Below are 20,933 nucleotides of genomic sequence, written 5' to 3'. Positions count from 1 at the left end.
AAAAAGAAAAGAGTCAGGAGACAGCGGTGTAGGGCCGCAGCAGCAGCCGCTCGGCGAGCAGCGTGGCCTGGTAGAGCAGCAGGCCGATCACGGCGATCAGCACCAGCGCGGCGAACATGAGCGCCGTGTCCATCGAGCCCTGCGCGGCGATGATCACCGCGCCCAGCCCCCGGCTCGCGCCGATGAATTCGCCCACCACCGCGCCCACCAGGGCCAGCACCACGGCCATGCGCAGGCCCGCCAGCACGGTCGGCAGGGCCATGGGCAGCTTCAGCCGCAGCAGCGTCTGCCAGCGCGTGGCACCCAGCATGCGAAAGAGCCGCAGGCGCTGGGGGTCGGTCTGCTGCAGGCCAGTGAGCGTGTTTTCCATGAGCGGAAAAAAGCAGATCAGCCCGGTGATGAGCGCGGTGGGCGCGATGCCGAAGCCCAGCCACAGCACGAAGAGCGGCGCCAGCGCCAGCTTCGGCGTGACCTGGCTGAGCACCACGTAGGGCCGCAGCACGCGCTCGGCCCAGGGCGACTCCGCCAGCGCGGCGCCCATCAGCAGCCCGGCCGCGCCGCCGCCCGCCAGCCCCAGGCCCAGCGCGGACAGCGTGGCCGCCACATGCGGCGTGAAGTACCCGCTGCGCAGGCCCGCCCAGAGCGACGCGGCCACCGCGCTGGGCGCGGGGAGCACCAGCGCCGACAGGCCCGACTGCCGCGCCAGCGCCTCCCACGCGGCCAGCAGCGCCAGGCCGAGCGCGGCGGCCAGCGCGCGGGCCGGCCAGGCCGGCGCGGCGGTGGTGGTGGGGGGCCGCGGTTCGCCGCTCATGCGGGGGCCGGGCTGGCGCCGAGCATGCTGGCCTGCACGCGCGCGCAGAGCCGGTTGAAGGGAAGCTCGTGACGCATCGACTGCGTGCGCGGAGTGGGCAGGTCGACGGCGATGTCGCCTGCCACGCGGCCGGCCGCCATCACGGCGATCCGGTCGCCCAGGTACACGGCCTCGGTGATGTCGTGCGTGACGAACAGCACGGTGGCGCCGCGCTGGCGGCAGGTGCGCAGCAGGTCGTCCTGCAGCTCGGCACGGGTGATGGCGTCCAGCGCGGCGAAGGGCTCGTCGAGCAGCAGCAGCGCGGGCTCGAGGATCAGCGCCCGGGCCAGCGCCACGCGGCTCTGCTGGCCGCCGGAGAGCTGGCGCGGATGGCGCTGCCCATGGTCCGCCAGGCCCAGCTGGGCCAGCAGCGCCTGGGCGCGGCCTCGGTCGGCCTCGGTGGGGCGGCGCTGCAGCGACACGGGCAGCAGCACGTTGTCGATCACCCGCTGCCAGTCGAGCAGCGTGGGCGCCTGGAACATGAAGCCCAGCTGCGGCCCGGGCGCGCGCACCTCGCGGCCCTGCATCCGCACGCAGCCCGACTGCGGGCGCAAGAGGCCGGCGGCCAGCTGCAGCAGGGTGGTCTTGCCGCAGCCGCTGCGGCCGACCAGGCAATGCACCTCGCCCGCGCCGACGCGCCAGCGCACGCCCTCCACCACCGGCGCGCGGCCGGGGTAGGCGAACACGGCGCCGTCGATGTCGAGGAAGGCGGGCTGCGCCGGGCCGGCGGCGGGCGCACCGGCGGGCCGGGCTGCGGGCGCACCGGCGGGCCGGGCGGTGGCGGCGGCGATGGTGGTGTCGTCGTCAATCGGCATAACGGGCGAACGGTTCGGCGGCGGTCTCGGCCGAGGCTTCGATCTCCACCATGCGCACCAGGTCGAACAGGTTGAAGCGGCCGTCGTGGTGCCAGCCGGCCTCGGGCGTGCTCATGGCGCCGATGGCGCTGATGCGGGTGACGCCGGCCGCGCCCAGCAGCGCGGCCAGGCGGTGCAGTTCCTCGGGCGCGGCGGCCACGCCGGCGGTCTGCAAAAAGGGCCTGTGCCGGGCGACCACCGGCAGCACATCGTCCAGCGCATCCACGGCCACCACCTGCACGGTGCGCTGCAGCGCCGTGGGCGCCAGCGGCCCGAGCGTGTCGGCGTAGGCGACGCTCCAGGCATCGGCGGGCGCGCCGATCAGCTGCGCCCCGGGCGGCGCGCCGGGTGCGGCCGACAGCGCCTTCCATTCGATGCCCTGGCGCCAGTGCGCCACGGCGGCGGCCTCGTCGACCGGCAACGGCCGGCGGGGAAAGCGCCGGTGCAGGTTGGCCAGCTCGGCCGCCAGGTAGTCGGCAAAGGCGCGCGGCGACACCGCGCCGCCGCGCTGCACGTAGAACACGTGCGGCGAATAGCAGCCCTGCTGGTCGTAGCGCATCACGTCCCACGCGGCCAGGCGGGCGAGCGGCGGCGCCTCGAGCGTGTCGAGCGCGCCGGCACCGACCAGGCCGAAGCCCAGCTTGTGCCCATGCGGCAGAAAGCGGGTGGTGACGGGCAGGCGGCGGCGGATGGCGTCCAGCGCGTCGTTGCCGCCGTAGGCCAGCACCGTGTCGGCCTGGGCGTAGAGGGCGTCGGCGTCCTCGCCGCCCGCGCCCTTCCACCAGACGACGGCGAAGCAGTCGGCCAGCGGCGGGTGCTCCTCGGCCAGCAGCTGCGCGAACCAGCCGGCGAAGAGCGGCTCGGCGCTGGGCAGCTTGCCGATGTTGCCGGCTTTCACGAGCAGGCCGCAGACGAAGCTCCAGAGCGCCAGCGCGGGCACGTTGCCGGCCCAGCTGTGCACCAGCAGGTCGGGGCCGAAGGCGCGCACCGCGCCGCCCTTCGCGGCGGGCTGGAAGCCGTCGAGCAGCAGCGGGTTGGCGAAGTCCTCGGCCACGAAGCGGCGCAGCTGCGGCGCGCGGAAGGTCTTGAAGAAGCCGGTCAGCCCGAGGCGCACCATCTCGGCGTCGTAGCCACTCACGGCGGGCAGCAGCGCCTCGGCGCGCTGGCGCCAGGGGCCGGCGCGGTCGAGCAGCCGGGCGATGGCGCTGTCGATCACGTCGATGATCTGCGCCACCGGCATGGGCCGCAGGTGCAGGGCGGCGGCCTGCCGCACGCGGCCGGCCAGCGCGTGCATCTGCGCGGCGGTCAGCACCGGCACGGCGACCTGCAGCGGGGCGGCGGCGTGGTCGAAGCGCAGCAGCTGCCAGTCGACCTCGGCCGGATCGATGCCCGGCAGGTAGCCGGCCCGCACGGGCTGCATGCCAGGCAGGCTCATGCCGAGGCGGCCCGCACGAATTCCTCCACCGCCAGCGAGCAGCCCTTGGCCTGCGCCCCGTGGGCGCGGCCCAGCAGGCGGAAGCCGCCGCCCTCGGCCCATTCGCCCACGTCCTCGGTGAGGATGGTGGTGACGGCGTTGTAGTTGGCCAGGTCGCAATGCACCAGGATGCCGCGCTCGCCGGCCGGCACGTCCCGGCCGGTGGCGGGGTCCACCAGGCGCGAGCGGATCCAGTGCGGGCCCGACTTGACCGACGGCACCACGGCGTTGCCGTCGTCGTAGAACTGCGTGCTCAGCTCGGTCATGCCGTACATGTTGATGCACTCGCTGCGCGGCACGCCCAGCGCCTCGGACAGCGCTTCGTAGAACGCATCCAGCGGCAGCTCGCGCGACTGGCCCTTGTAGCCGCCGGTGTCGAGCACGCGGCTGCCGACCGGCAGGCGAAAGCGGCGGCCCTCTGCGCGCAGCGCATCCAGCACATGCACGAAGCTGTAGCTCGCGCCCAGCAGCGCATACGGCTGGCCGGTGCGCTCCGCCGCCTCCAGCGCCTGCCAGAGGCCGGCCAGGTCGATGCCCCCCGCATCGACGAAATGGCGGCTGCCCGGGCTGCCGAAGCGGCTTTTGGCGAGCGCCAGGTAGTGCGCCAGCGACGAATTCGGCATGAGGCCTTCGTCCGGGAACAGGATGCCCATCGGCAGGCGTTCGGCGCCGCGCATGAAGCGGTCGGCGAAATGGCGCTGCATGGACAGGTCGTACACCTCGAGCCGGGGATGGAAGTGCCGCCCGCGCATGTCGCCGCCGCGCGTGGTGCCGCTGGTCATGAACACGCGCTCGGTGGGCGACGGGGGCTCCGAGCGCAGCTCCATCGCCTTGAAGGCGTCGATGGGCACGGCGGGGATGTCGCTCCATCGCTGCACGCTGCGCAGCGTGGCGCCCCGGCGCTGGCAGAAGGTGCGGTAGGCGGCGTTGGCGGAGTACTGTTGGGCGAAGAGGCGCAGCGCGAGCGCGTCGAACTGGCTGTCCGTGCAACCGCCGGGCATGGCGATGAAGGCGAGGATGTCCGCGACCAGCGGGGCGACCTTGTCCATGGGCTTCCTTGGGTGACCTGTGTGGATGCTCCGAAGGTCGCCCACCCCGCCAGCCCGGGCGCGCACGGCGGCGCAGGGATGGATGGGATCGAAAGCTCTTCTTCCGCCGGCATGACCCGGTTCAAGTTCTCGGGTGTGGATCTCAGCACGTCAGTGCACCCCGGAGCGTGCGGGATCTTAACCGGGTGGTTGCGGGTCCGCTTCACGCAGGGCGACAAGACCCGGACGCGCTTGGTCCGTGCGCAGTCCCTCCTTCGATCTCAGCCATTCACAGCAATGCACCGCACCCGCGATCTATGAAACTGGCGCAGCCCCCACGGTCCGATGGCCGCGGAGCAGGCCACGCCAGCAGACGCCGTGGAACGGGCTTCGCCCGGCCACTGGCGTCGTCCCCCTGCCCGCTACGCGCAGCGTGGCGAGAGCGGGGGGAAGCCGCGCAGCGGCTCAGGGGGGTGCTCCGATGTCAATCCAGCTTCACCCCGGCCGCGCGGATGATCTCGCCCCAGCGCTTCGATTCGGCCCGGGCCATGGCGCGGAACTGCTCGGGCGTGCCGGGCAGCGCTTCCATGCCGAAGTCCTTCATGCGGCGCACCACGTCGGGCGTGGCCAGGGCACGGTTGATCTCGGCGTTGAGCCGTTGCGTGATGGGCGCGGGCAGGCCGGCCGGCGCCACCACGCCCTGGAAGGCGTAGACCTCGGTGTCGGGCACGCCGGCCTCGGCCAGGGTGGGCACGTCGGGCAGCGCGGCCACGCGCCGGCCCGCGCCGATGGCGAGCGCACGCACCTTGCCGGCCTGGATCACCGGCAGGCCGGCCGCCAGGTCGAGGAACATGCAGGGCACCTGCCCGCCCATCACGTCCTGCAGCGCCGGCGCGGCGCCGCGGTAGGGGATGTGGGTGAGGAAGGTCTTGGTGCGGTGCTTGAACATCTCCATCGCCAGGTGGTGGGGCGAGCCGTTGCCGGGCGATGCGTAGTTCAGCTGGCCCGGGTGGGCGCGCGCATGGGCCAGGAAGTCCTTCAGCGTCTTCGCGTCGAACGCCGGGTTCACCACCAGCGCCAGCGGAAAGCGGCTCAGGCCCCCGATGTAGGTGAAGTCTTTTTCCGGGCTGAAGGGGAGCTTGCTGAACAGGTGTTCGTTGAAGGCCAGCAGGGCGTTGTCAGCCGACATCAGCGTGTAGCCGTCGGGCTTGGCGGTGGCCACCAGCTGCGCGCCGATGTTGGTGGAGGCGCCGGGCCGGTTGTCCACCACGATTTGCTGACCCAGCGGGCCGCGCAGCGCTTCGGCCACGGTGCGGGCCAGCACGTCGGTGCCGCCGCCGGCCGGGTACGGCACCACCCAGCGGATGGGCTGGTGGGGGTAGTCGGCCTGGGCGAAGGCCCAGGGCGCGGCGGTGGCGCCGGAAAGCGCCAGGGCGGCGCGAAGAAGCTGTCTGCGTTGCATGGGGTTTGTCTCCTGAGCGAAAAGGCCGGGGTGGCCGGGGGCGCGAATGGGCCGGATTGCTATTCTTTTGATAGCTTCATGCGCCGATAAAAAGAGCGCCGGAGGCCTTTTTGGCATGCAAACTCCGCCGCTGCGGACGTCGATGCATGCCAGGGCCGCCTGGCGCTGCGCCATCGCGGCGATCAGGCGCCGGGCGCGGCGATGGTCTGGTCGATGGCGCCGAAGAGGCTCTGGCCGGCTGCGTTCTTCATCTCGATGCGGATGGTGTCGCCGAACTTCATGAACTCGGTGGCGGGCTTGCCGTTCTGGATGGTCTCGATGCAGCGCTGCTCGGCGATGCAGCTGTAGCCCTTGGGCCAGATCATGCGGCCGCCCTGCTCCACGCCCTGGTTGCTGACCGTGCCGCTGCCGACGATGGAGCCGGCGCGCACGTTGCGCGTCTTGCAGATGTGGGCGATGAGCTGGCCGAAGTGGAAGGTCATCTCCGGGCCCGCCTCGCACTGGCCGACCTTGCGGCCGTTCCAGGTCGACTCGATCGTCAGGTGCAGCCGGCCGCCCTGCCAGGCGCTGCCCAGTTCGTCGAGCGTGACGGCGACCGGGCTGAACGCGGTGGCGGGCTTGGACTGGAAGAAGCCGAAGCCCTTGGCCAGCTCGGCCGGGATCAGATTGCGCAGCGACACGTCGTTGGCGATCATCACCAGGCGGATGCCGTCCAGCGCCTGCTCGGGCGTGGCGCCCATCTTCACGTCGCCGGTGACGACGGCGATCTCGGCCTCGAAGTCGATGCCCATGGCCTCGCTGGGCACGACCACGTCGTCGCACGGGCCCAGGAAGTCGTCGCTGCCGCCCTGGTACATCAGGGGGTCGGTGTAGAAGCTCTCGGGCACCTCGGAGTTGCGGGCCTTTCGCACCAGTTCGACGTGGTTGATGTAGGCGGAGCCGTCGGCCCACTGGTAGGCGCGGGGCAGCGGGGCCATGCACTGGGCCGGATCGAACGGAAACGCATGGCGGGCGCGGCCGGCGTTGAGCTGGTCGTACAGGTCCTGCAGCTGCGGCGAGAGGAAGTTCCAGTCGTCCAGCACCTGCTGCAGGCGGCTGGCGATGCCGGTCGCATAATGGGCCGAACCCAGATCGCGGGAGACGACCACCAGTTGGCCGTCACGGGAACCATCCTTGTAGGTGGCGAGTTTCATCGCTGTGCGCTCCTTGTCTCCGATCACCGTGGCCGGCCGCTGCCGAACACGAATTACGAATGGGTGAATTGATTTAACTAAACAGAACTCGCAAATTCTAGTGCAGATGGACAAGGAACGGGCCGGCATCCAGTCGGTGGAAGTGGGGTTCGCGCTGCTGGACGGGCTGACCCGCGCACGCGGCCCCCTGATGCTCAAGGACCTGGCCGCCGCCGCCGGCATGAGTGCCGCCAAGGCGCACCGGTATCTGGTGAGCTTCCAGCGGCTGGGCCTGGTGGCGCAGGACGCGCGCACCGCCCGCTACGACCTGGGGCCGGCCGCGCTCAAGCTGGGCCTGGCCTCGCTGGCCCGGCTGGACGCCGTGAAGCTGGCCCGCGAACGCATGCCCGCGCTGATGGAGGCGGTGGGCCACACGCTGGCGCTGGCCGTGTGGGGCAACCGGGGGCCGACCATCGTGCACTGGGAGGAATCGCCCCAGGCCGTCACGGCCAACCTGCGGCTGGGCGACGTGATGCCGCTGCTGTCGTCCGCCACCGGCCGCTGCTTTGCCGCCTACCTGCCCCGCGAAGCCACCGCCGCGCTGGTGGGCGAAGAACTGCGGCACGCCGCCCGGCTGGGGCGCACCGACCTGCCTACCGACCCGGCCGCCGTCGACGCGCTGCTGCGCGAGGTGCGCGAACGCCAGTGCGCGCGGGTGGTCGATACGCTGCTGCCCGGCATCGTGGCCTTCTGCGCGCCGGTGTTCGACGCCGACGGGCACCTGGCGCTGGGCATCACCACGCTGGGCTCCATCGCCACCTTCGACCCCGCCTGGGACGGCGCCGTGCACGCGCCCCTGCAAGAGGCCGCGCTGCGCCTGTCCGGCGACCTGGGCGGCACCGTGCCGCGCTAGCCGGCTCAAGACCTGCGACCCCGCCATGCCGCGCCGCGTGCTCCTGGCCCTGGTGTGCGCCGTGCTGGCGCTGCACCTGCTGGCGTTGCGCTACCTGCCGCTGGGCGGCTCCGCGCCCGGCCCTGCATCCGGCCAACGGGCCTTCCAGACGCGGATGGTGGAGCCGCCACCCCTGCCGCCGTCGCCACCGACCCCGCCGCCGCCTGCGGCACCGCCCACCACCGCGCCTGCCCGCGCTGCCAAGGCGCCACCACCCGCCCGGCCGGCCGCGCCCAAGCCCCGGCCCGCGCCGCGCCCGCCCGCACCCGCACCCGCACCCGCACCCGCGCCCGCGCCCGCGCCCGAAGCACCTGACGCCCCTGGCGCGCTGGCTGCTGCCGATCCCGCTCCCGCGCCGCAATTCGGCCAGGCAGATCCGTCGGCGGCCATCGTCCCCCAGTCCGGCGAAGACGATGCGGCAGCCGCCACGCCCGCCACACCCACCGCACCCGCGGACACGCCTGCCATGGCCGACGCGGCCACGGTGGCCCAGGCGCCGGCTTCGGCGGCTGCCGATTCGCCCCCCGCTGCCAGCCCGGCCACGCCCGCATCGGCCACGGCCTCTGCCCCGGTGGCAGCAGCTGCTGCCGCTGCTGCGGCCAGCGCCGACAAGCCCCCCGGGGACGACATGCGCGCCGGCGTCACCATCCAGCCACCGGGCACCAGCCGCCCCCGGCCCGACACCGACGCGCCGCCCGTGCGCCTGCCTGCGTCGGCGCGGCTGCGCTTCGAGGTGACGGGCGAGGCCAAACGCTTCCACTACAACGCCAACGCCGAACTGCTGTGGCGCAACCTGGGCGCCACCTACGAGGCGCGCCAGGAGGTCAAGGCCTTCCTGCTCGGCTCGCGCTCGCAGACCAGCACCGGCCGCCTCACGGCCCAGGGCCTGCAGCCGATCCGCTTCGGCGACCGCTCCCGCAGCGAGCAGGCCGCGCATTTCGACCAGGACGGCCATGTCGTCACCTTCAGCGCCAACACGCCCAGCGCGCCCATCGGTCCCGGCGCGCAGGACCGGCTGAGCGTGTTCATCCAGCTGGGCGCGCTGCTGGCGGCGGCCCCCGACCGGTACCCGCCCGGCACGCAGATCACGCTGACCACGGTGGGCGCGCGCAACGCCGACCGCTGGACCTTCACCGTGGAGGGCCCCGAGACCCTGGAGCTGCCCGTGGGCACCACCCCCGCGCTCAAGCTGCAGCGCCTGCCCCGCAGCGACCGCGAGCGCGACCAGAAGGCCGAGCTGTGGCTGGGCACCGGCATGGACTACCTGCCGGTGCGCATCCGCATCACCCAGGCCAACGGCGACTTCGCCGACCTGGCCCTGCGGGCCCGCGACGCGCCCTGACCGCGCCTGCACCCGCCGCGTCGGACCACGCGCCGAAACGGCGACAACAAAACCCCCGCCAGCCCGAAGCGCCCCGTTTTCCGTGAAATACTGTGTTCCGGCAGCACCGCAACGCGACGCACCGGACGCCGGGGCTTGAAGTCCGCCTCCGGGCTGCCATCTGAGTGGTACGGAATTTGCAATTTGCCCGCCAGGGCCAGCGGCTTTTTCGTGAATGCAATGCACAGCACACTAGGGAGGAACGCCATGCACATGCTCTACGACTCCGAATCGTTCGTGGTGGTCCACATGCAGCCGGACGCCGCCGACACCCCCGAGGGCGCCTCCGCCGCAGCGTCCACCCCTCCCGCCCCCCAGCTGGCCCGCCACGGCTTCGAGATCGTGGACAAGCGCTCCGGCAAGGAGGTGTACCTCGACGGCTCCTGGGCCGAGATGTTCCAGGAACAGATCCTCGCCTGGCAGCGCGACACCCCCACGCAGGAAGAAGTGGACGACACGCTGGACGGCTACGTCGGCCTCGCGCAAAACCCCGTCGTCGTGCACTGAGCCTTGCCGGGCGGCTCCGCCGCACCGGCAGCGCCCCCTGTCCACCGCCGCGCTTGAGCCGTCAGGCGCCTTCCCCCCTGCCGCGCCGCAAGGCCCGGCGCGCCCCCAAAGCCGTGAGCCTGTACCGCTGGCTCCTGCTGTTCGGCTTGTCGGGCATCGTCATCTCCACCCACCCCTGCGCCAGCGCCGGGAGCAGGTACGCCTGGCGGAAGTGCTCCGCATGCTTGAGTCCCAAGGCTGCCTGCAGGTCTGCACGCGACATGTCCCCATCCAACACCCGCAACAACCGATCTACTTCCGCGGTGATTTCCGCGGTGGCCAGAGCCTTTTGACGCGTCAAAGGGTGCACCGGTAGCCGCACCACGAATGATGAACGCTCATCATCGGTTTCGAAGGCCGGTTGCGGCGATGCACTGCAGCGCATCACCCCGCCCCCTCGCAGGATGCGCTTCATGGTCTGTCCGGGGTAAGAACATTACCGACCGGGCAATGCTTGCGCGCACGGCGCACCGGGCATTCAGCTATCTTTTCCATAGCGGCAGGGGTGACACCCCGGCGCCCCGCCATCTCGCGACCCATGGCCTGCACCGCCTCGGCCGACAGCATCGCCCGACTGGCCGGGTAGATCACCGCGTCTTCGCGGCGGAGGTGGTCGGCGTGGAGGGCGATGAAGCGGTCGAAGGCGGCCAGGTGCCCTGGCTCGAAGGCGGCGAGGTCGCCCGCCGCCCATGCCGCCAGGGGCTCCCGGGCCTGGGCCCAGGTGGCCGCCATGGCGATGTGGTCGCGCTGCAACCGCGCCACCAGGGCGGCCACTTCGGCCGCCGCGACGTCGCCGGGGTGGGCGGCGGCCCGGGCCAGCAGGGGTGGGAAGACGTGGCGCTCCTCGTCGCCGTGGTGCAGGGGCGCGGCGATGTCGAAGTAGCGCAGCACGTCGCGCGCGGCGTCGCGGCCCGCTTCGTCCGCTCCGTGCGCGCGCGCATGGGCGCAGAGCCGCGCCAGCAGGTCGAGCGATCGCCCGATGCTTTCGTGGCAGGCGTCGAGCATCTCGAAGGGCTGCTCGAAGCCCACGCCGGGCGAGCGCAGGCCGGGCAGTGCGGTGCGCGAGGTCATGGTTCGGCGGGCCGGGGCCGGGCGGCGGCCCCGCACGGCGTGGGCGCCTGGCGTGGGCTGCGGGGCCGCGTGGGGCGCGCAGCCATCAACCGCAGCTCCCCAGGTGGCCGCACTGCGTGCAGTAATCGCACCCGTCCTTGCGGATCACCGCATGCGCGCCGCATTCGCTGCATTTCTTGCCCGCCATGGCGGGCGGCATGCCCGAAGGCAGCGGCGGCTCGTCGAGCGGCAGCACCTGTTGCTGCATGGGCTGCTCGGCACGGCGCGCCAGGATGTTCTGGATGGCATAGGCCATGGCGGCCACTTCCGATTCGTGCCAGAGCGGCACCTGCGTGCCGTCGTCCTTGCGGTGCGTGCCCAGGCGCACGGCGCCCCGGTCCCAGGCCACCTTGCGCATGTCGGAGAGGGCCCGCTCCAGGAAGCCGCCGCGCGCGGCCAGCGACAGGAGCCGCATGCTGGAGGTGATCCACTGCTGCGATTCGCCGCTCTGCCCCACGGGCATGAAGAATTCGATGGCCCGGTCCACCGTGCCGCCGCGCCCGTCGGGCACGGGCAGGAACGAGACGACGAGGTAGAGCGTCTTGTGTCCTTCCTGCGTCCAGTACTCGAGCTTTTCCGCCACGGCGGAAAGGCCGCCCTTGGGCCGGCTCTCGATCACGGTGCGCAGCGGGTCCACCGCCTGAGCGGCGGCAGTGGCGGGTGCGGCCGCAGGGACGGCCGACGCAGGCGCCGGCGCGGAAGCGGCCACTTCGAGCACCGACCCGAGGATGGCGTTGGGCCGGTACGTGGCCAGCCCCTTCAGCCCGGCCTTCCAGGCCTGCAGATAGAGGCTCTTGAAGTCGGCGTACGGGTAGTCGGCCGGCACGTTCACCGTCTTGGAGATTGCGGTGTCCACGTAGGGCTGCACCGCCTGCATCATGGCGATGTGCTCGGTGGCCGACATGGCGAGCGCGGAGACGAAATACTCCGGCAGCCGGTCCACGTCGCCGCCCAGCGCGCGGTAGAGCCGCCAGGCATGGTCCTCCACCGCGTATTCGCTGGTGCTGCCATCGGCCTCGCGCTTGCGGCGGGTGTAGGTCCACGAGAACGGCGGCTCGATGCCGTTGGAGGCGTTGTCGGCGAAGGCCAGGCTCACGGTGCCGGTCGGCGCGATGGACAGCAGGTGGCTGTTGCGTATGCCGTGCTGGCGGATCAGCGCCTGGATGTCCGCCGGCAGGCGGCTGGCGAAGGTGCCCGGGGCCAGGTAGCCGTCGGCCTCGAACTTCGGGAAGGCCCCCTTCTCGCGCGCCAGCGCCACCGATGCGCGGTAGGCCGCGTCGCGCAGGTGGCGGGCGATGCGCACGGCCATCTCGCGGCCCTCGGCCCGGTCGTAGCGCAGGCGCAGCATGGCCAGCGTGTTGCCCATACCGGTGAAGCCCACCCCGATGCGGCGCTTGGCGGCCGACTCGTCGCGCTGCTGCGGCAGCGGCCAGAAGGTGAGATCGAGCACGTTGTCCAGCGCCCGCACCTGGGTAGCGACGGCGGCTTCGAACGCGGCGAAGTCGAACGCCGGCTCGCCGCCCGGCAGCCCGAACGGGTGGCGCACGAAGCGCGTCAGGATGATGGGCCCCAGGTCGCAGCAGCCGTAGGAGGGCAAGGGCTGCTCGCCGCAGTTGTGGACGTAGAGGCCATTGGCATCGAAGGCGTGGCAGCCCGCCACGGTCACGTCGAACACGTCTGCCGTGCCATCCGGCGCCAGGGATTCGACCGTGGCGACGAAGCGCTCGCGGTTCAGCTCGCGCCGATAGCCCTGCAGCAATCCGGCCAGCCGCTCATCCTTATCGCCATCCCCAAAGCCGATGCGCTCGGCAAACACGGTCAGGTTGTCGCCACTGATGACCAGCTCGTGCTGGGCTCGGGTGGCATAGGCGCGCCGCCCGCCGCGTCCGTTGGGCAGCAGGCGGTGGTTCTGCGCGGGCCGGCGCTCCGCGTGGAGGGTGATGCAGATGCCAAAACGCAGCAGCATCCGCTGCACGGTCTGCAACAGGGCCTGGTCGCTTTGCCACAGCCGCACGCTCACGCCCTTGGCCTGCGTGCCTTGCACGGAGCCATCGGCGTCGAACAGGCCGCGCAGCACACCTGCCGCAAAGGCCGAGGAGCCGCGCTCCATGCGGGGCGTGATGGTCTTGTGGCCTGGGCGCATGCCCATGGCATGGGCCAGCCGGCACAGCGGGGCGCTGGCCAGGCGTGCCTCGCCCCGCCCGGCGATCGGGCGCTGGAAGCCGCGGAAGTCGGCCCGGTGCGGCGCCAGCGTGGCGATGGCGGCCTCCACGGCGGCCATGGTGCCCTGCACCCCGCTGCGGCAATACGCGGGCCCGCTGTGCCCCACGGCCTTCAACTCCGGCGCCCATACCGAGATCACCGCCTTGTCGGCCCCCAAGGTGCCATCGCCGATCAGGAGGCCCAGCAGATAGCCCTGGGACTCCGTGCCCTCGCCGTCCCAGCCCTGCAGCGCGCGCTGGTCGTGCAGCACCACCTCGTCGCCTGGGCGCAGGTCACCCGCGGGCGTCCACTCGACCTCCCGCACGTAGCGCGTGCGGCGCGCGACGCGGCGCACGCGGTGGTCGGCAGTCAGACGCAGCGCGTGGCCTTCGCGGGTGGTCAGGCGCAGCACGGGCCGATGGCCGGTGGGGAAGAAGCCTTCGCTTTCCACCGCGAACGCCTGCCCGTCCACCACCGCGTGAAAACGCCGGCCCACCAGGTCGGCCACCTGCGCCGGGCCCTCCGTGGTCATCACCCAGGTATCGGCCGTGACGCACGGATTGGTCGCCGCGATGTCCTCGCAGTAATGCAGGTTGTTGTCTTCGTTGATGTGGTCGAGGAACAGGATGCCCGGCTCGGCGAAGTCGTAGGCCGACTGCATGATGGTGTCCCACAGCTCGCGCGCCGGCAGCGTGCGATAGACCCACTGCCCGTCGGCCCGCTGGTGCGCGCCCTCGGCCTTCAGAGCGGCGCCGGGCTCGGCGCGGTGCACCAGCTGCCACGGCCCGCCGGCTTCCACCGCCGCCATGAATTCGCCGGGCACGCCCACCGACACGTTGAAGTTGTTCCACCGGCCCGGCGTGCGCTTGGCGGTGATGAAGTCCAGCACGTCGGGGTGGTCGATGCGCAGCACGCCCATCTGCGCGCCGCGCCGTGCACCGGCGCTTTCGACGGTGGAACACGACTGGTCGAACACGTTGATGTAGCTGCAGGGCCCCGACGCCTGCGAGGCCGTGCCCCGCACGAGCGCGCCCCGCGGGCGGATGCGCGAGAAGTCGTACCCCACGCCGCCGCCGCGCCGCATGGTTTCGGCCGCCTCGCGCAAGGCCTCGTAGATGCCGGGGTAGCCGCCGTCGTCCACGCCCTGGATGCAGTCGCCCACCGGCTGCACGAAGCAGTTGATGAGCGTGGCCTGGATGTCGGTGCCCGCCGCGCTCATGATGCGCCCCGCCCCGATGGCGCCCGCCCGCAGGTTGGCGAGGAACAGCGCTTCGTGGCGGGCGCGCTCCGCCGCCAGCTCCACCGACGCGAGCGCCCGCGTGACCCGGACGAAGAGCGCCTCGGCATCGGGCTCGCCGCCCTTCAGGTATTTCTCGCGCAGCACGTCCAGGCTGATGGGCTGCACGTCCAGGGGTGCGCTGGGCGAGCGGGGTGCGTTGTCGGCGCCTTCCGGCGCCAAGGGGTGGTTGTCGCGTTGCATGTCACGGTGCCTTCCGCATAGCCGCCCGGCACGGCGGGTGGCAAGGGGACTTTGTACACCGTTGGGCCGGTCATGGAGCGGACCCAAATCAACGCGATCAACGAGGGTTTGGAGGTTGCCTTGGCAACGAAGCTGGTTCGAGACCGTAACCTGCTGATCATCCGGACCTTTCCGGAAGGATTGCGCTCGTTCCTCGAAGAACTAGCAGAGTCAGGCGCCTGCATTGGCATCGAATACGGAACACAGTGGTGCCCACTGGCACGCTGGTGTGCAGTCCCACTGCCCCTACATTCCAGCATCTCCCACGCTTTGCGCTCCACAGAAAGTTGTTTCTCATGTCCTCCAAGCCAGACATCACCCAGCCCACCACCGACGCCAGCACCCTGATCGAGCGCCTGAACTGGCGCTATGCCACCAAGAAGATGGACCCGGACCGGAAGGTGCCCGCCGACAAGGTCGAGCGCATCATCGAAGCCGCCCGCCTGGCGCCCACCTCCAGCGGGTTGCAGCCTTTCGAGCTGTTCGTGGTGACCGACCCGCAAGTGCGCGCGCGCATCCGGCCTATCGCCTGGAACCAGGGGCAGATCGTGGACAGCTCGCACCTGCTGGTGTTCGCCGCGTGGGACAACTACACGGCCGAGCGCATCAACGCGATGTTCGACTACACCAACGAGGTGCGCGGCTTCAAGAACGAGGGCTGGGAGAACTACCGCCAGCAGTTGCTGAATTCGTACCCGCAGCGCAGCCCCGAGGTGAACTTCGAGCATGCCGCCCGCCAGGCGTACATCGGCCTGGCCGCCGCCCTGGTGGCCGCGGCATACGAAGGCGTGGACAGCACGCCCATGGAAGGGTTCGACCCGAAGGCGCTGGACGAGATCCTGGGCCTGGGCGAGCGCCACCTGCGCAGCGTGGCGGTGCTGCCGCTGGGCTACCGCGTGGCCGAGCAGGACTGGCTGGTCGACCTGCCCAAGGTGCGCCGTCCGCGCGAGCGCTTCGTGACCGAGGTCTGAAGAAGGTGTGAAAGAACCCGCCATGCCCCCGCGCGGCGGCAAGGCGGGGCATCTTCATGCCAAAACCGGCCTTGGCGCTTGATACGCCTGGGCATCAAGCTACACATTCAATAGCAAACGGCTGCCGTTCGACTCAACGCGGCCCGCCCTGCCCGCGCAGCAGCTGGGCGAAATCGGCCGGCGACAGCGGCCTGGCGCACAGGTAGCCCTGGAAGCTGTCGCACCCCAGCGCCCGCAGGAAGGCCAGCTGCGCGTCGGTTTCCACGCCCTCGGCCAGCACCGACAGCCCCAGGCTGCGGCCCAGGGCGACGATGGCGGTGCAGATGGCCGGGTCGTCGGCGCCCTGCGGCAGGTCGCGGATGAAGCTGCGGTCGATCTTCAGCACGTCGATGGGAAAGCGCTTGAGGTGCGCGAGCGACGAATAGCCGGTGCCGAAGTCGTCCACCGCCATGCGCACGCCCAGCGCGCGCAGGCGCAGCAGCACCTGGCGGGCCTCTTCGGGCCGCTCGGCCAGCGCGCCCTCGGTGATCTCCAGCTCCAGCCCGCTGGCGGGAAAGCCGGTGTCCCGCAGCGCGTCCGCCACGCCGCCGACCAGGTCGGTCAGGTGGAACTGCCGGGGCGATACGTTGAGCGCCAGCGTGAGCGGCGGCAGCCCGGCGTCGAGCCAGGCCCGGCCCTGCCGGCAGACCTCGCGCACCACCCATTCGCCCATGGGGCCGATGACGCCGGAGCTCTCGGCCACCGGGATGAAGCGCACCGGCGCGATGGGGCCTTCGTCCGGGTCCGTCCAGCGCACCAGCGCCTCGGCGCCGACGATGCGGCCGCTGGCGATATCCACCTGCGGCTGGTAGTGCATCTGCAGGTGGCCCAGCGCCAGGGCGCGGCGCAGGCGGGCCTCGAGCGCGATGCGCTCGCGCGCGGCGGCCGTAAGGCCCTGGTCGAAGAAGCACCAGGCGCCGCGCCCACGGGCCTTGGCGCCATACACCGCCGCGTGCGCGCCCTGCAGCAGCGACTGCGCGGTGGCGGCATGCGCGGGAAAGAGGCAGATGCCCACGCTCGCGCCGGCCACCACCTCGAAGCCCTCGGGCGAGCGCCAGGGCTCGCCGGCGGCCGCGATCATGGCCTGGGCCACGGCGGCGGCCTCGCGTTCTGCGTCACCCCCCGCGCCCAGGCGGCGTGCCAGCACGCCCAGCTCGTCGCCCGCCATGCGGCCGACCAGCACGCCGTCGCCCATGGCGGCCTGCACGCGGCGGGCGATGTGCTGCAGCACCTGGTCGCCGATGGCGTGGCCGTAGCTGTCGTTCACGTCCTTGAAGCGGTCCAGGTTGAGCAGCAGCACCGCCATGCGCTCGCCGCCGGCCTGCGCGTACTGCACGGCGGCCTCCAGCTGCTGGGCGAAGTGGCTGCGGTTGGCCAGCGTGGTCAGCGCGTCGTGGTGCGCCATGAATTCGAGCCGACCGTACTGCGCCTTCTCTTCGGAGATGTCGGCGAACATGCAGACGTAGTGCGTGACGGCGCCCGAGGCGTCGCGCACGCAGGACATCGACATGCGCTCGGGGAACACCTCGCCGTTCTTGCGGCGGTTCCAGATCTCGCCGCGCCAGTGGCCGGTGCGCTGCAGCGCGTCCCACATGGACTGGTAGAAGCCGGCGTCATGCCGGCCGGACTTGAGCAGGCGCGGGTTGCGGCCCAGCAGCTCGGCCTCGGTGTAGCCCACCAGCCGCGTGAAGGCGGCGTTGACCGACAGGATGCGGCTGGCCGCGTCGGTCACCAGCACGCCCTCGGTGGTGTTGTCCACCACGGTGGCGGCCAGGCGGCTGCGCTCGGCCTCGCGGCGGGCGGGGGTCTCGTCGGCCAGCGTGCCGGCCAAGCGGGCGGCGCCTTCCTGCCCGTCACCCTGCTCCACCGTGCGCCGGCCGCGCAGCAGGAACCAGCGCTCGTCGCCATCGAAACAGTGGAGCCGCACGCTCTCGGAGAAGGCCTTGCCGGTCGCCAGCGCGGCGCGCGCGGCGGCCACCAGCCGGCGGCGGTCGGCGCGGTGTACCCGGGGCAGCGGCCGGAAGTCGCGGTCGAAGTCGTCGCCCGTATAGCGCAGCAGGCGCTGCAACCCTGCGGAAAAGTCGAGCCGCCGCTGGCCGGGCCGCCAGTCCCACACGCCCACGCCGCCCTCCAGCGCCAGGCGCAGCCGGGCCTGGCTGCGCTCCAGCGCGCGCTGCGTGGCGCGGGCCTCGGCGTCGCGCTGGCGGGCGTCGGCCCGGTGGCGGCGGTGCAGCCACCCGGCGGCCAGCACGCCGCTGGCCAGCACCCAGAGCAAGCCCAGGGCGACGGCGTGGCGCCGGCCCGCGCCGGGGTCGGTGGCGCACCGGGCGAGCAGCGCATCGCCCCCCAGCACCCAGGCCGCGCCCACGGCCAGGTAGATGAGCAGGCCCCACCCCACTGCCCGCCGCGCCCGGGCGGCCTTGCTGTCAATCACGGTTCTCACATTCCTCGCGTTCGCGGTCCGGGTAGGCTGGCCTGCACAGCGCGGCCGGCCGGGCGTGGCGCCCTGCCGTGCTGCGACAATCGCCCGGCTATGACCCAAGCCTATATTCTCACCCTGTCCTGCCCCGACCGACTGGGGCTGGTGCATGCCGTTTCCGGCTTTCTGCTGGAGCAAGGCGGCAACATCGAAGAGGCCGCGCAGTACAACGACCACGACACCGGCCTCTTTTTCATGCGGCTGCAGTTCGCCTGCGACCAGCACGACGCGGCCACCCTGCGCGAGCGCCTGGCCGCCTTCGCCGAGCCCTTCCAGATGCACTGGCACCTGCACGCGGCCTGCGAGCCGGTCAAGACGGTCATCATGGTCAGCCGCGAGGGCCACTGCCTGAACGATCTGCTGTTCCGCTGGAAGTCCGGCCTGCTGCCGGTGCAGGTCAGCGCCATCATCAGCAACCACCGCGACTTCTACCAGCTGGCGGCCAGCTACAACGTGCCCTTCCACCACATTCCCGTGACCAGGGAGAACAAGGCCCAGGCCGAGGCGCGGCAGTTCGAGATCATTCAGCAGGAAGGCGCCGAGCTGGTGGTGCTGGCGCGCTACATGCAGGTCTTGAGCGACGACCTGTGCCGCAAGCTGTCGGGCCGGGCGATCAACATCCACCACAGCTTTTTGCCCAGCTTCAAGGGTGCCAAGCCCTACTACCAGGCGCACGACCGCGGCGTGAAGCTGATCGGCGCCACGGCCCACTACGTGACCGCCGACCTCGACGAGGGCCCGATCATCGAGCAGGACGTGGCCCGCGCCGACCACACCGACACGGTGGAGGACCTGACGGCCCGGGGCCGCGACACCGAGAGCCAGGTGCTGGCGCGCGCCGTGAAGTGGCACACCGAGCGCCGGGTGCTGCTGAACGGGCACCGGACGGTCGTGTTCCGCTGAGCCGCTGCCGCCCCCGTGCACGTGGGCGCAAGCCCTTCGCGCCGGTGCGGTGGGCGGCTGCCGGCCGGGGCGTGCGGCTCCCGGCGCGCGCCGAAAGTCCCCGAATTTTTCGGTGCTTCTGGCCTGCCGCCCCATTCGCTACACTCCCGCCCCATGCATCGATTCGTGCTGGTCTTTCTGCTGCTCGTGCTGCCCGTCCAATGGACGTGGGCGGCCGCCGCCAGCATATGCCGGCATGAAGCAGCCGCCACCAGCCAGCACTTCGGTCACCACGACCACCGGCATGACGTGGGCGGGGCCGACGCCGCTGCACCCGAAGAGATGGCAGACAGCGGTGACCGGCTGCCCGAGGCGAACCATGCCGACTGCGCCAGCTGTCACGGCGCCGCCCCCGCACTCACCGCACTGCACGAGGCGCCCGCGCGGCACCAGCCTCTGCCCCAGGGCACGACGCCCTATCTGCGGACCGTCACGTCGGGCATTCCCGACCGGCTGATCCGCCCGCCCCACCCCGGTTTCCTCTGAGTTCTGGCTCGCCGCTGGCCGCGCTGCTTGCGCGGTGTGCCGGCGCGTGCCTTCCGTCGAACGCAACCGCCGCAGCTCGCGCTGACGGCATGAGGACACCATGTTTTCCACTCCCCAACCCCGCCGGGGGATCGGTGGGCCGCGCCTGCGCGCGTGCGCCGCGGCCGCGCTGAGCCTGGCCGCCCTGCCCGCGCTCGCGCAGCCAGCGCCCGCGCCCATCGCCGGTCACCCATCCCACGGCACCCCCCACGTCACCGCCGCACCAGTGGCGCCCACCCTTTCGACCCTGCGCGAATCCTTCGAGGCCGCGTGGGCGCGCCAGCCCGAGGCGGCCAGCGCCGCGCAGTACCGCAGCGCGGCCCAGGCTCGGCAGTCCGTCGCGAACGGCTGGACGCCCGAGCCCGCCGCGCTGGAACTGGCGACCAAGACCGACCGCTGGCACCGCAACGAGGGCAGCCGCGAGCTGGAGGTCGGCGTTGCCGTCCCCCTGTGGCTGCCTGGCGAACGCGGCCACTCGCAGGCGCTCGCGCAAGCGGAAATCGAGGCGCTCGATGCGCGGCAGGCCGCGGCCCGCCTGCGCCTGGCGGGCACCCTGCGCGAAGCGTGGTGGCAGCTGCACCGCGACCGCCTGCAGGTCGAGCTGGCCCAGGCCCGGCGTGACAGCGCCGCGCGGTTGGCCGCGGACGTGGCCCGCCGCGTGCGTGCCGGCGACCTGGCCCGGGCCGACCAGCACCAGGCCGACGGCAACGTGGCGGCTGCCGAAGCCGAGCTGGCGGAAAGCCGGGCCCAGCTGGCGGTGCACGAGCAGGCCTTGCGCACCCTCGCGGCCCAGCCCCTGGGCGCGCAGAGCGACATGCCGGAGCCCCTGCCGCAAGGCGCCGACCCGTCGGCAGGGCCGGTCGATGAGCAGGCCGTGGCGGAGCACCCGGCGCTGCGCGAGGCGCAAGGCCGGCTGCGGGTCGCCGAGCGCGCGCAGGCGCTGGCCGGCGCGCAGACCCGCGCCAACCCCGAGCTGACGGTGGCCACGACCCGCGAGCGCGGCGGCCAGGGCGAACGCTATGCGCAGACCGTCACCGTCGGCGTGCGCATCCCCTTCGGCTCCAGCGGCGCGCGCGAAACCAAGGCTGCCGCTGCCGCCGCCGCCACGCTCGAAGCGCTCGCCCAACTGGAGCTGGAGCGCCTGCGCATCGCCGGGGAAGTGGCCAGCGCACGCGCCCGGCTGGCTGGCGCAAGCGCCCTCGCGCAGGCGGCGGACCGGCGCGCCACCCTGGCGCGCGAAACGCAGGGCTTCGTCGGCAAGGCCTTCCGGGCGGGCGAGATCGACCTGCCCAACCGCCTGCGCGTGGAGCTGGAAGCGGCCGACGCGGAACGCCAGTCCGCCATCGCCCGGCTGAACGTCAGCCAGGCCATCTCTGCCCTGCGCCAGGCCCTGGGACTGTTGCCGCAGTGACGCCCCAGCCCAGGTC

At 72.2% G+C, this 20,933-nt stretch carries 17 protein-coding genes; 7 read left to right on the top strand and 10 right to left on the bottom strand.

The features are described 5' to 3' along the window. Window positions 1-13 precede the first annotated feature (13 nt). The 6 genes from ABWV53_RS03680 to ABWV53_RS03655 form a co-directional block, all read right to left on the bottom strand. The gene (locus ABWV53_RS03680; RefSeq protein WP_353363065.1) at window positions 14-811 is read right to left on the bottom strand and encodes an ABC transporter permease; all 798 of its coding nucleotides are present in this window, start codon (window positions 809-811) and stop codon (window positions 14-16) included. Then, window positions 808-1,665 carry an ABC transporter ATP-binding protein gene (locus ABWV53_RS03675; RefSeq protein ID WP_353363063.1) on the bottom strand — a complete coding sequence of 286 codons (858 nt, stop codon included), beginning with the start codon at window positions 1,663-1,665 and terminating at the stop codon, window positions 808-810. The genes ABWV53_RS03680 and ABWV53_RS03675 overlap by 4 nt, the downstream gene beginning before the upstream one ends. Then, window positions 1,655-3,139 (bottom strand): acyl-CoA reductase, encoded by a 1,485-nt coding sequence (locus ABWV53_RS03670; protein WP_353363061.1) that lies wholly within the window; start codon window positions 3,137-3,139, stop codon window positions 1,655-1,657. Before ABWV53_RS03670 ends, ABWV53_RS03675 begins: the two co-directional genes overlap by 11 nt. Further along, the gene (locus ABWV53_RS03665) at window positions 3,136-4,227 is read right to left on the bottom strand and encodes a LuxE/PaaK family acyltransferase (RefSeq protein ID WP_353363059.1); all 1,092 of its coding nucleotides are present in this window, start codon (window positions 4,225-4,227) and stop codon (window positions 3,136-3,138) included. The genes ABWV53_RS03670 and ABWV53_RS03665 overlap by 4 nt, the downstream gene beginning before the upstream one ends. 463 nt (window positions 4,228-4,690) lie before the next feature. Next, window positions 4,691-5,668, bottom strand: a complete 978-nt coding sequence (locus ABWV53_RS03660) for a Bug family tripartite tricarboxylate transporter substrate binding protein (RefSeq protein WP_353363057.1) — start codon at window positions 5,666-5,668, stop codon at window positions 4,691-4,693. Window positions 5,669-5,850: 182 nt separating this feature from the next. Continuing rightward, window positions 5,851-6,861, bottom strand: coding sequence for a fumarylacetoacetate hydrolase family protein (locus ABWV53_RS03655; protein WP_353363055.1), 1,011 nt, complete (start codon window positions 6,859-6,861; stop codon window positions 5,851-5,853). A gap of 106 nt (window positions 6,862-6,967) precedes the next feature. On the opposite strand from ABWV53_RS03655, the gene ABWV53_RS03650 reads away from it, so the two are divergent. The 3 genes from ABWV53_RS03650 to ABWV53_RS03640 all read left to right on the top strand — a co-directional run bounded on the left by ABWV53_RS03650 (window position 6,968) and on the right by ABWV53_RS03640 (window position 9,680). After that, the gene (locus tag ABWV53_RS03650; RefSeq protein ID WP_353363097.1) at window positions 6,968-7,753 is read left to right on the top strand and encodes an IclR family transcriptional regulator; all 786 of its coding nucleotides are present in this window, start codon (window positions 6,968-6,970) and stop codon (window positions 7,751-7,753) included. Window positions 7,754-7,778: 25 nt separating this feature from the next. Next, window positions 7,779-9,134, top strand: a complete 1,356-nt coding sequence (locus ABWV53_RS03645; RefSeq protein ID WP_353363053.1) for a DUF3108 domain-containing protein — start codon at window positions 7,779-7,781, stop codon at window positions 9,132-9,134. A gap of 246 nt (window positions 9,135-9,380) precedes the next feature. Beyond that, window positions 9,381-9,680, top strand: a complete 300-nt coding sequence (locus tag ABWV53_RS03640; RefSeq protein ID WP_353363051.1) for a BTH_I0359 family protein — start codon at window positions 9,381-9,383, stop codon at window positions 9,678-9,680. Between the two features lie 61 nt (window positions 9,681-9,741). Here the strand turns inward: ABWV53_RS03640 and ABWV53_RS03635 are convergent, their stop codons facing one another. From ABWV53_RS03635 to ABWV53_RS03625, 3 genes are all read right to left on the bottom strand, one after another. Further along, window positions 9,742-10,134, bottom strand: coding sequence for a Fic family protein (locus tag ABWV53_RS03635; RefSeq protein WP_353363049.1), 393 nt, complete (start codon window positions 10,132-10,134; stop codon window positions 9,742-9,744). Further along, a complete protein-coding gene (locus ABWV53_RS03630; RefSeq protein ID WP_353363047.1) occupies window positions 10,131-10,790 on the bottom strand; it encodes a hemerythrin domain-containing protein in 660 nt (219 codons plus the stop codon). Before ABWV53_RS03630 ends, ABWV53_RS03635 begins: the two co-directional genes overlap by 4 nt. Window positions 10,791-10,875: 85 nt before the next feature. After that, window positions 10,876-14,511 carry a ribonucleotide reductase barrel domain-containing protein gene (locus tag ABWV53_RS03625; RefSeq protein ID WP_353363045.1) on the bottom strand — a complete coding sequence of 1,212 codons (3,636 nt, stop codon included), beginning with the start codon at window positions 14,509-14,511 and terminating at the stop codon, window positions 10,876-10,878. A 335-nt stretch (window positions 14,512-14,846) separates the two neighbouring features. Between ABWV53_RS03625 and ABWV53_RS03620 the strand changes: the two genes are divergently transcribed. Further along, complete coding sequence (locus tag ABWV53_RS03620; RefSeq protein WP_353363043.1) at window positions 14,847-15,521, top strand: NAD(P)H-dependent oxidoreductase; 675 nt, start codon at window positions 14,847-14,849, stop codon at window positions 15,519-15,521. A gap of 133 nt (window positions 15,522-15,654) precedes the next feature. On the opposite strand, the gene ABWV53_RS03615 is transcribed toward ABWV53_RS03620, so the two are convergent. Further along, a complete protein-coding gene (locus ABWV53_RS03615; protein WP_353363041.1) occupies window positions 15,655-17,994 on the bottom strand; it encodes a putative bifunctional diguanylate cyclase/phosphodiesterase in 2,340 nt (779 codons plus the stop codon). Window positions 17,995-18,093: 99 nt separating this feature from the next. Here ABWV53_RS03615 and purU point away from each other — a divergent pair, with 99 nt between their 5' ends. The 3 genes from purU (at window position 18,094) to ABWV53_RS03600 (ending at window position 20,917) form a co-directional block, all read left to right on the top strand. Then, window positions 18,094-18,942: a formyltetrahydrofolate deformylase gene (gene purU / locus ABWV53_RS03610; protein WP_353363039.1), complete on the top strand. Its 849-nt coding sequence runs from the start codon at window positions 18,094-18,096 to the stop codon at window positions 18,940-18,942. A gap of 153 nt (window positions 18,943-19,095) precedes the next feature. Beyond that, window positions 19,096-19,467: a hypothetical protein gene (locus ABWV53_RS03605; RefSeq protein WP_353363037.1), complete on the top strand. Its 372-nt coding sequence runs from the start codon at window positions 19,096-19,098 to the stop codon at window positions 19,465-19,467. A 100-nt stretch (window positions 19,468-19,567) separates the two neighbouring features. Next, window positions 19,568-20,917 (top strand): TolC family protein, encoded by a 1,350-nt coding sequence (locus ABWV53_RS03600; RefSeq protein WP_353363035.1) that lies wholly within the window; start codon window positions 19,568-19,570, stop codon window positions 20,915-20,917. Window positions 20,918-20,933 lie beyond the last annotated feature (16 nt).

This window comes from Acidovorax sp. FG27 (genome assembly GCF_040365715.1).
GTDB lineage: Bacteria > Pseudomonadota > Gammaproteobacteria > Burkholderiales > Burkholderiaceae_C > Paracidovorax.
The sequence above is the reverse complement of the archived record's forward strand: the minus strand, read 5'-3'. Positions and strand labels throughout refer to the sequence as shown.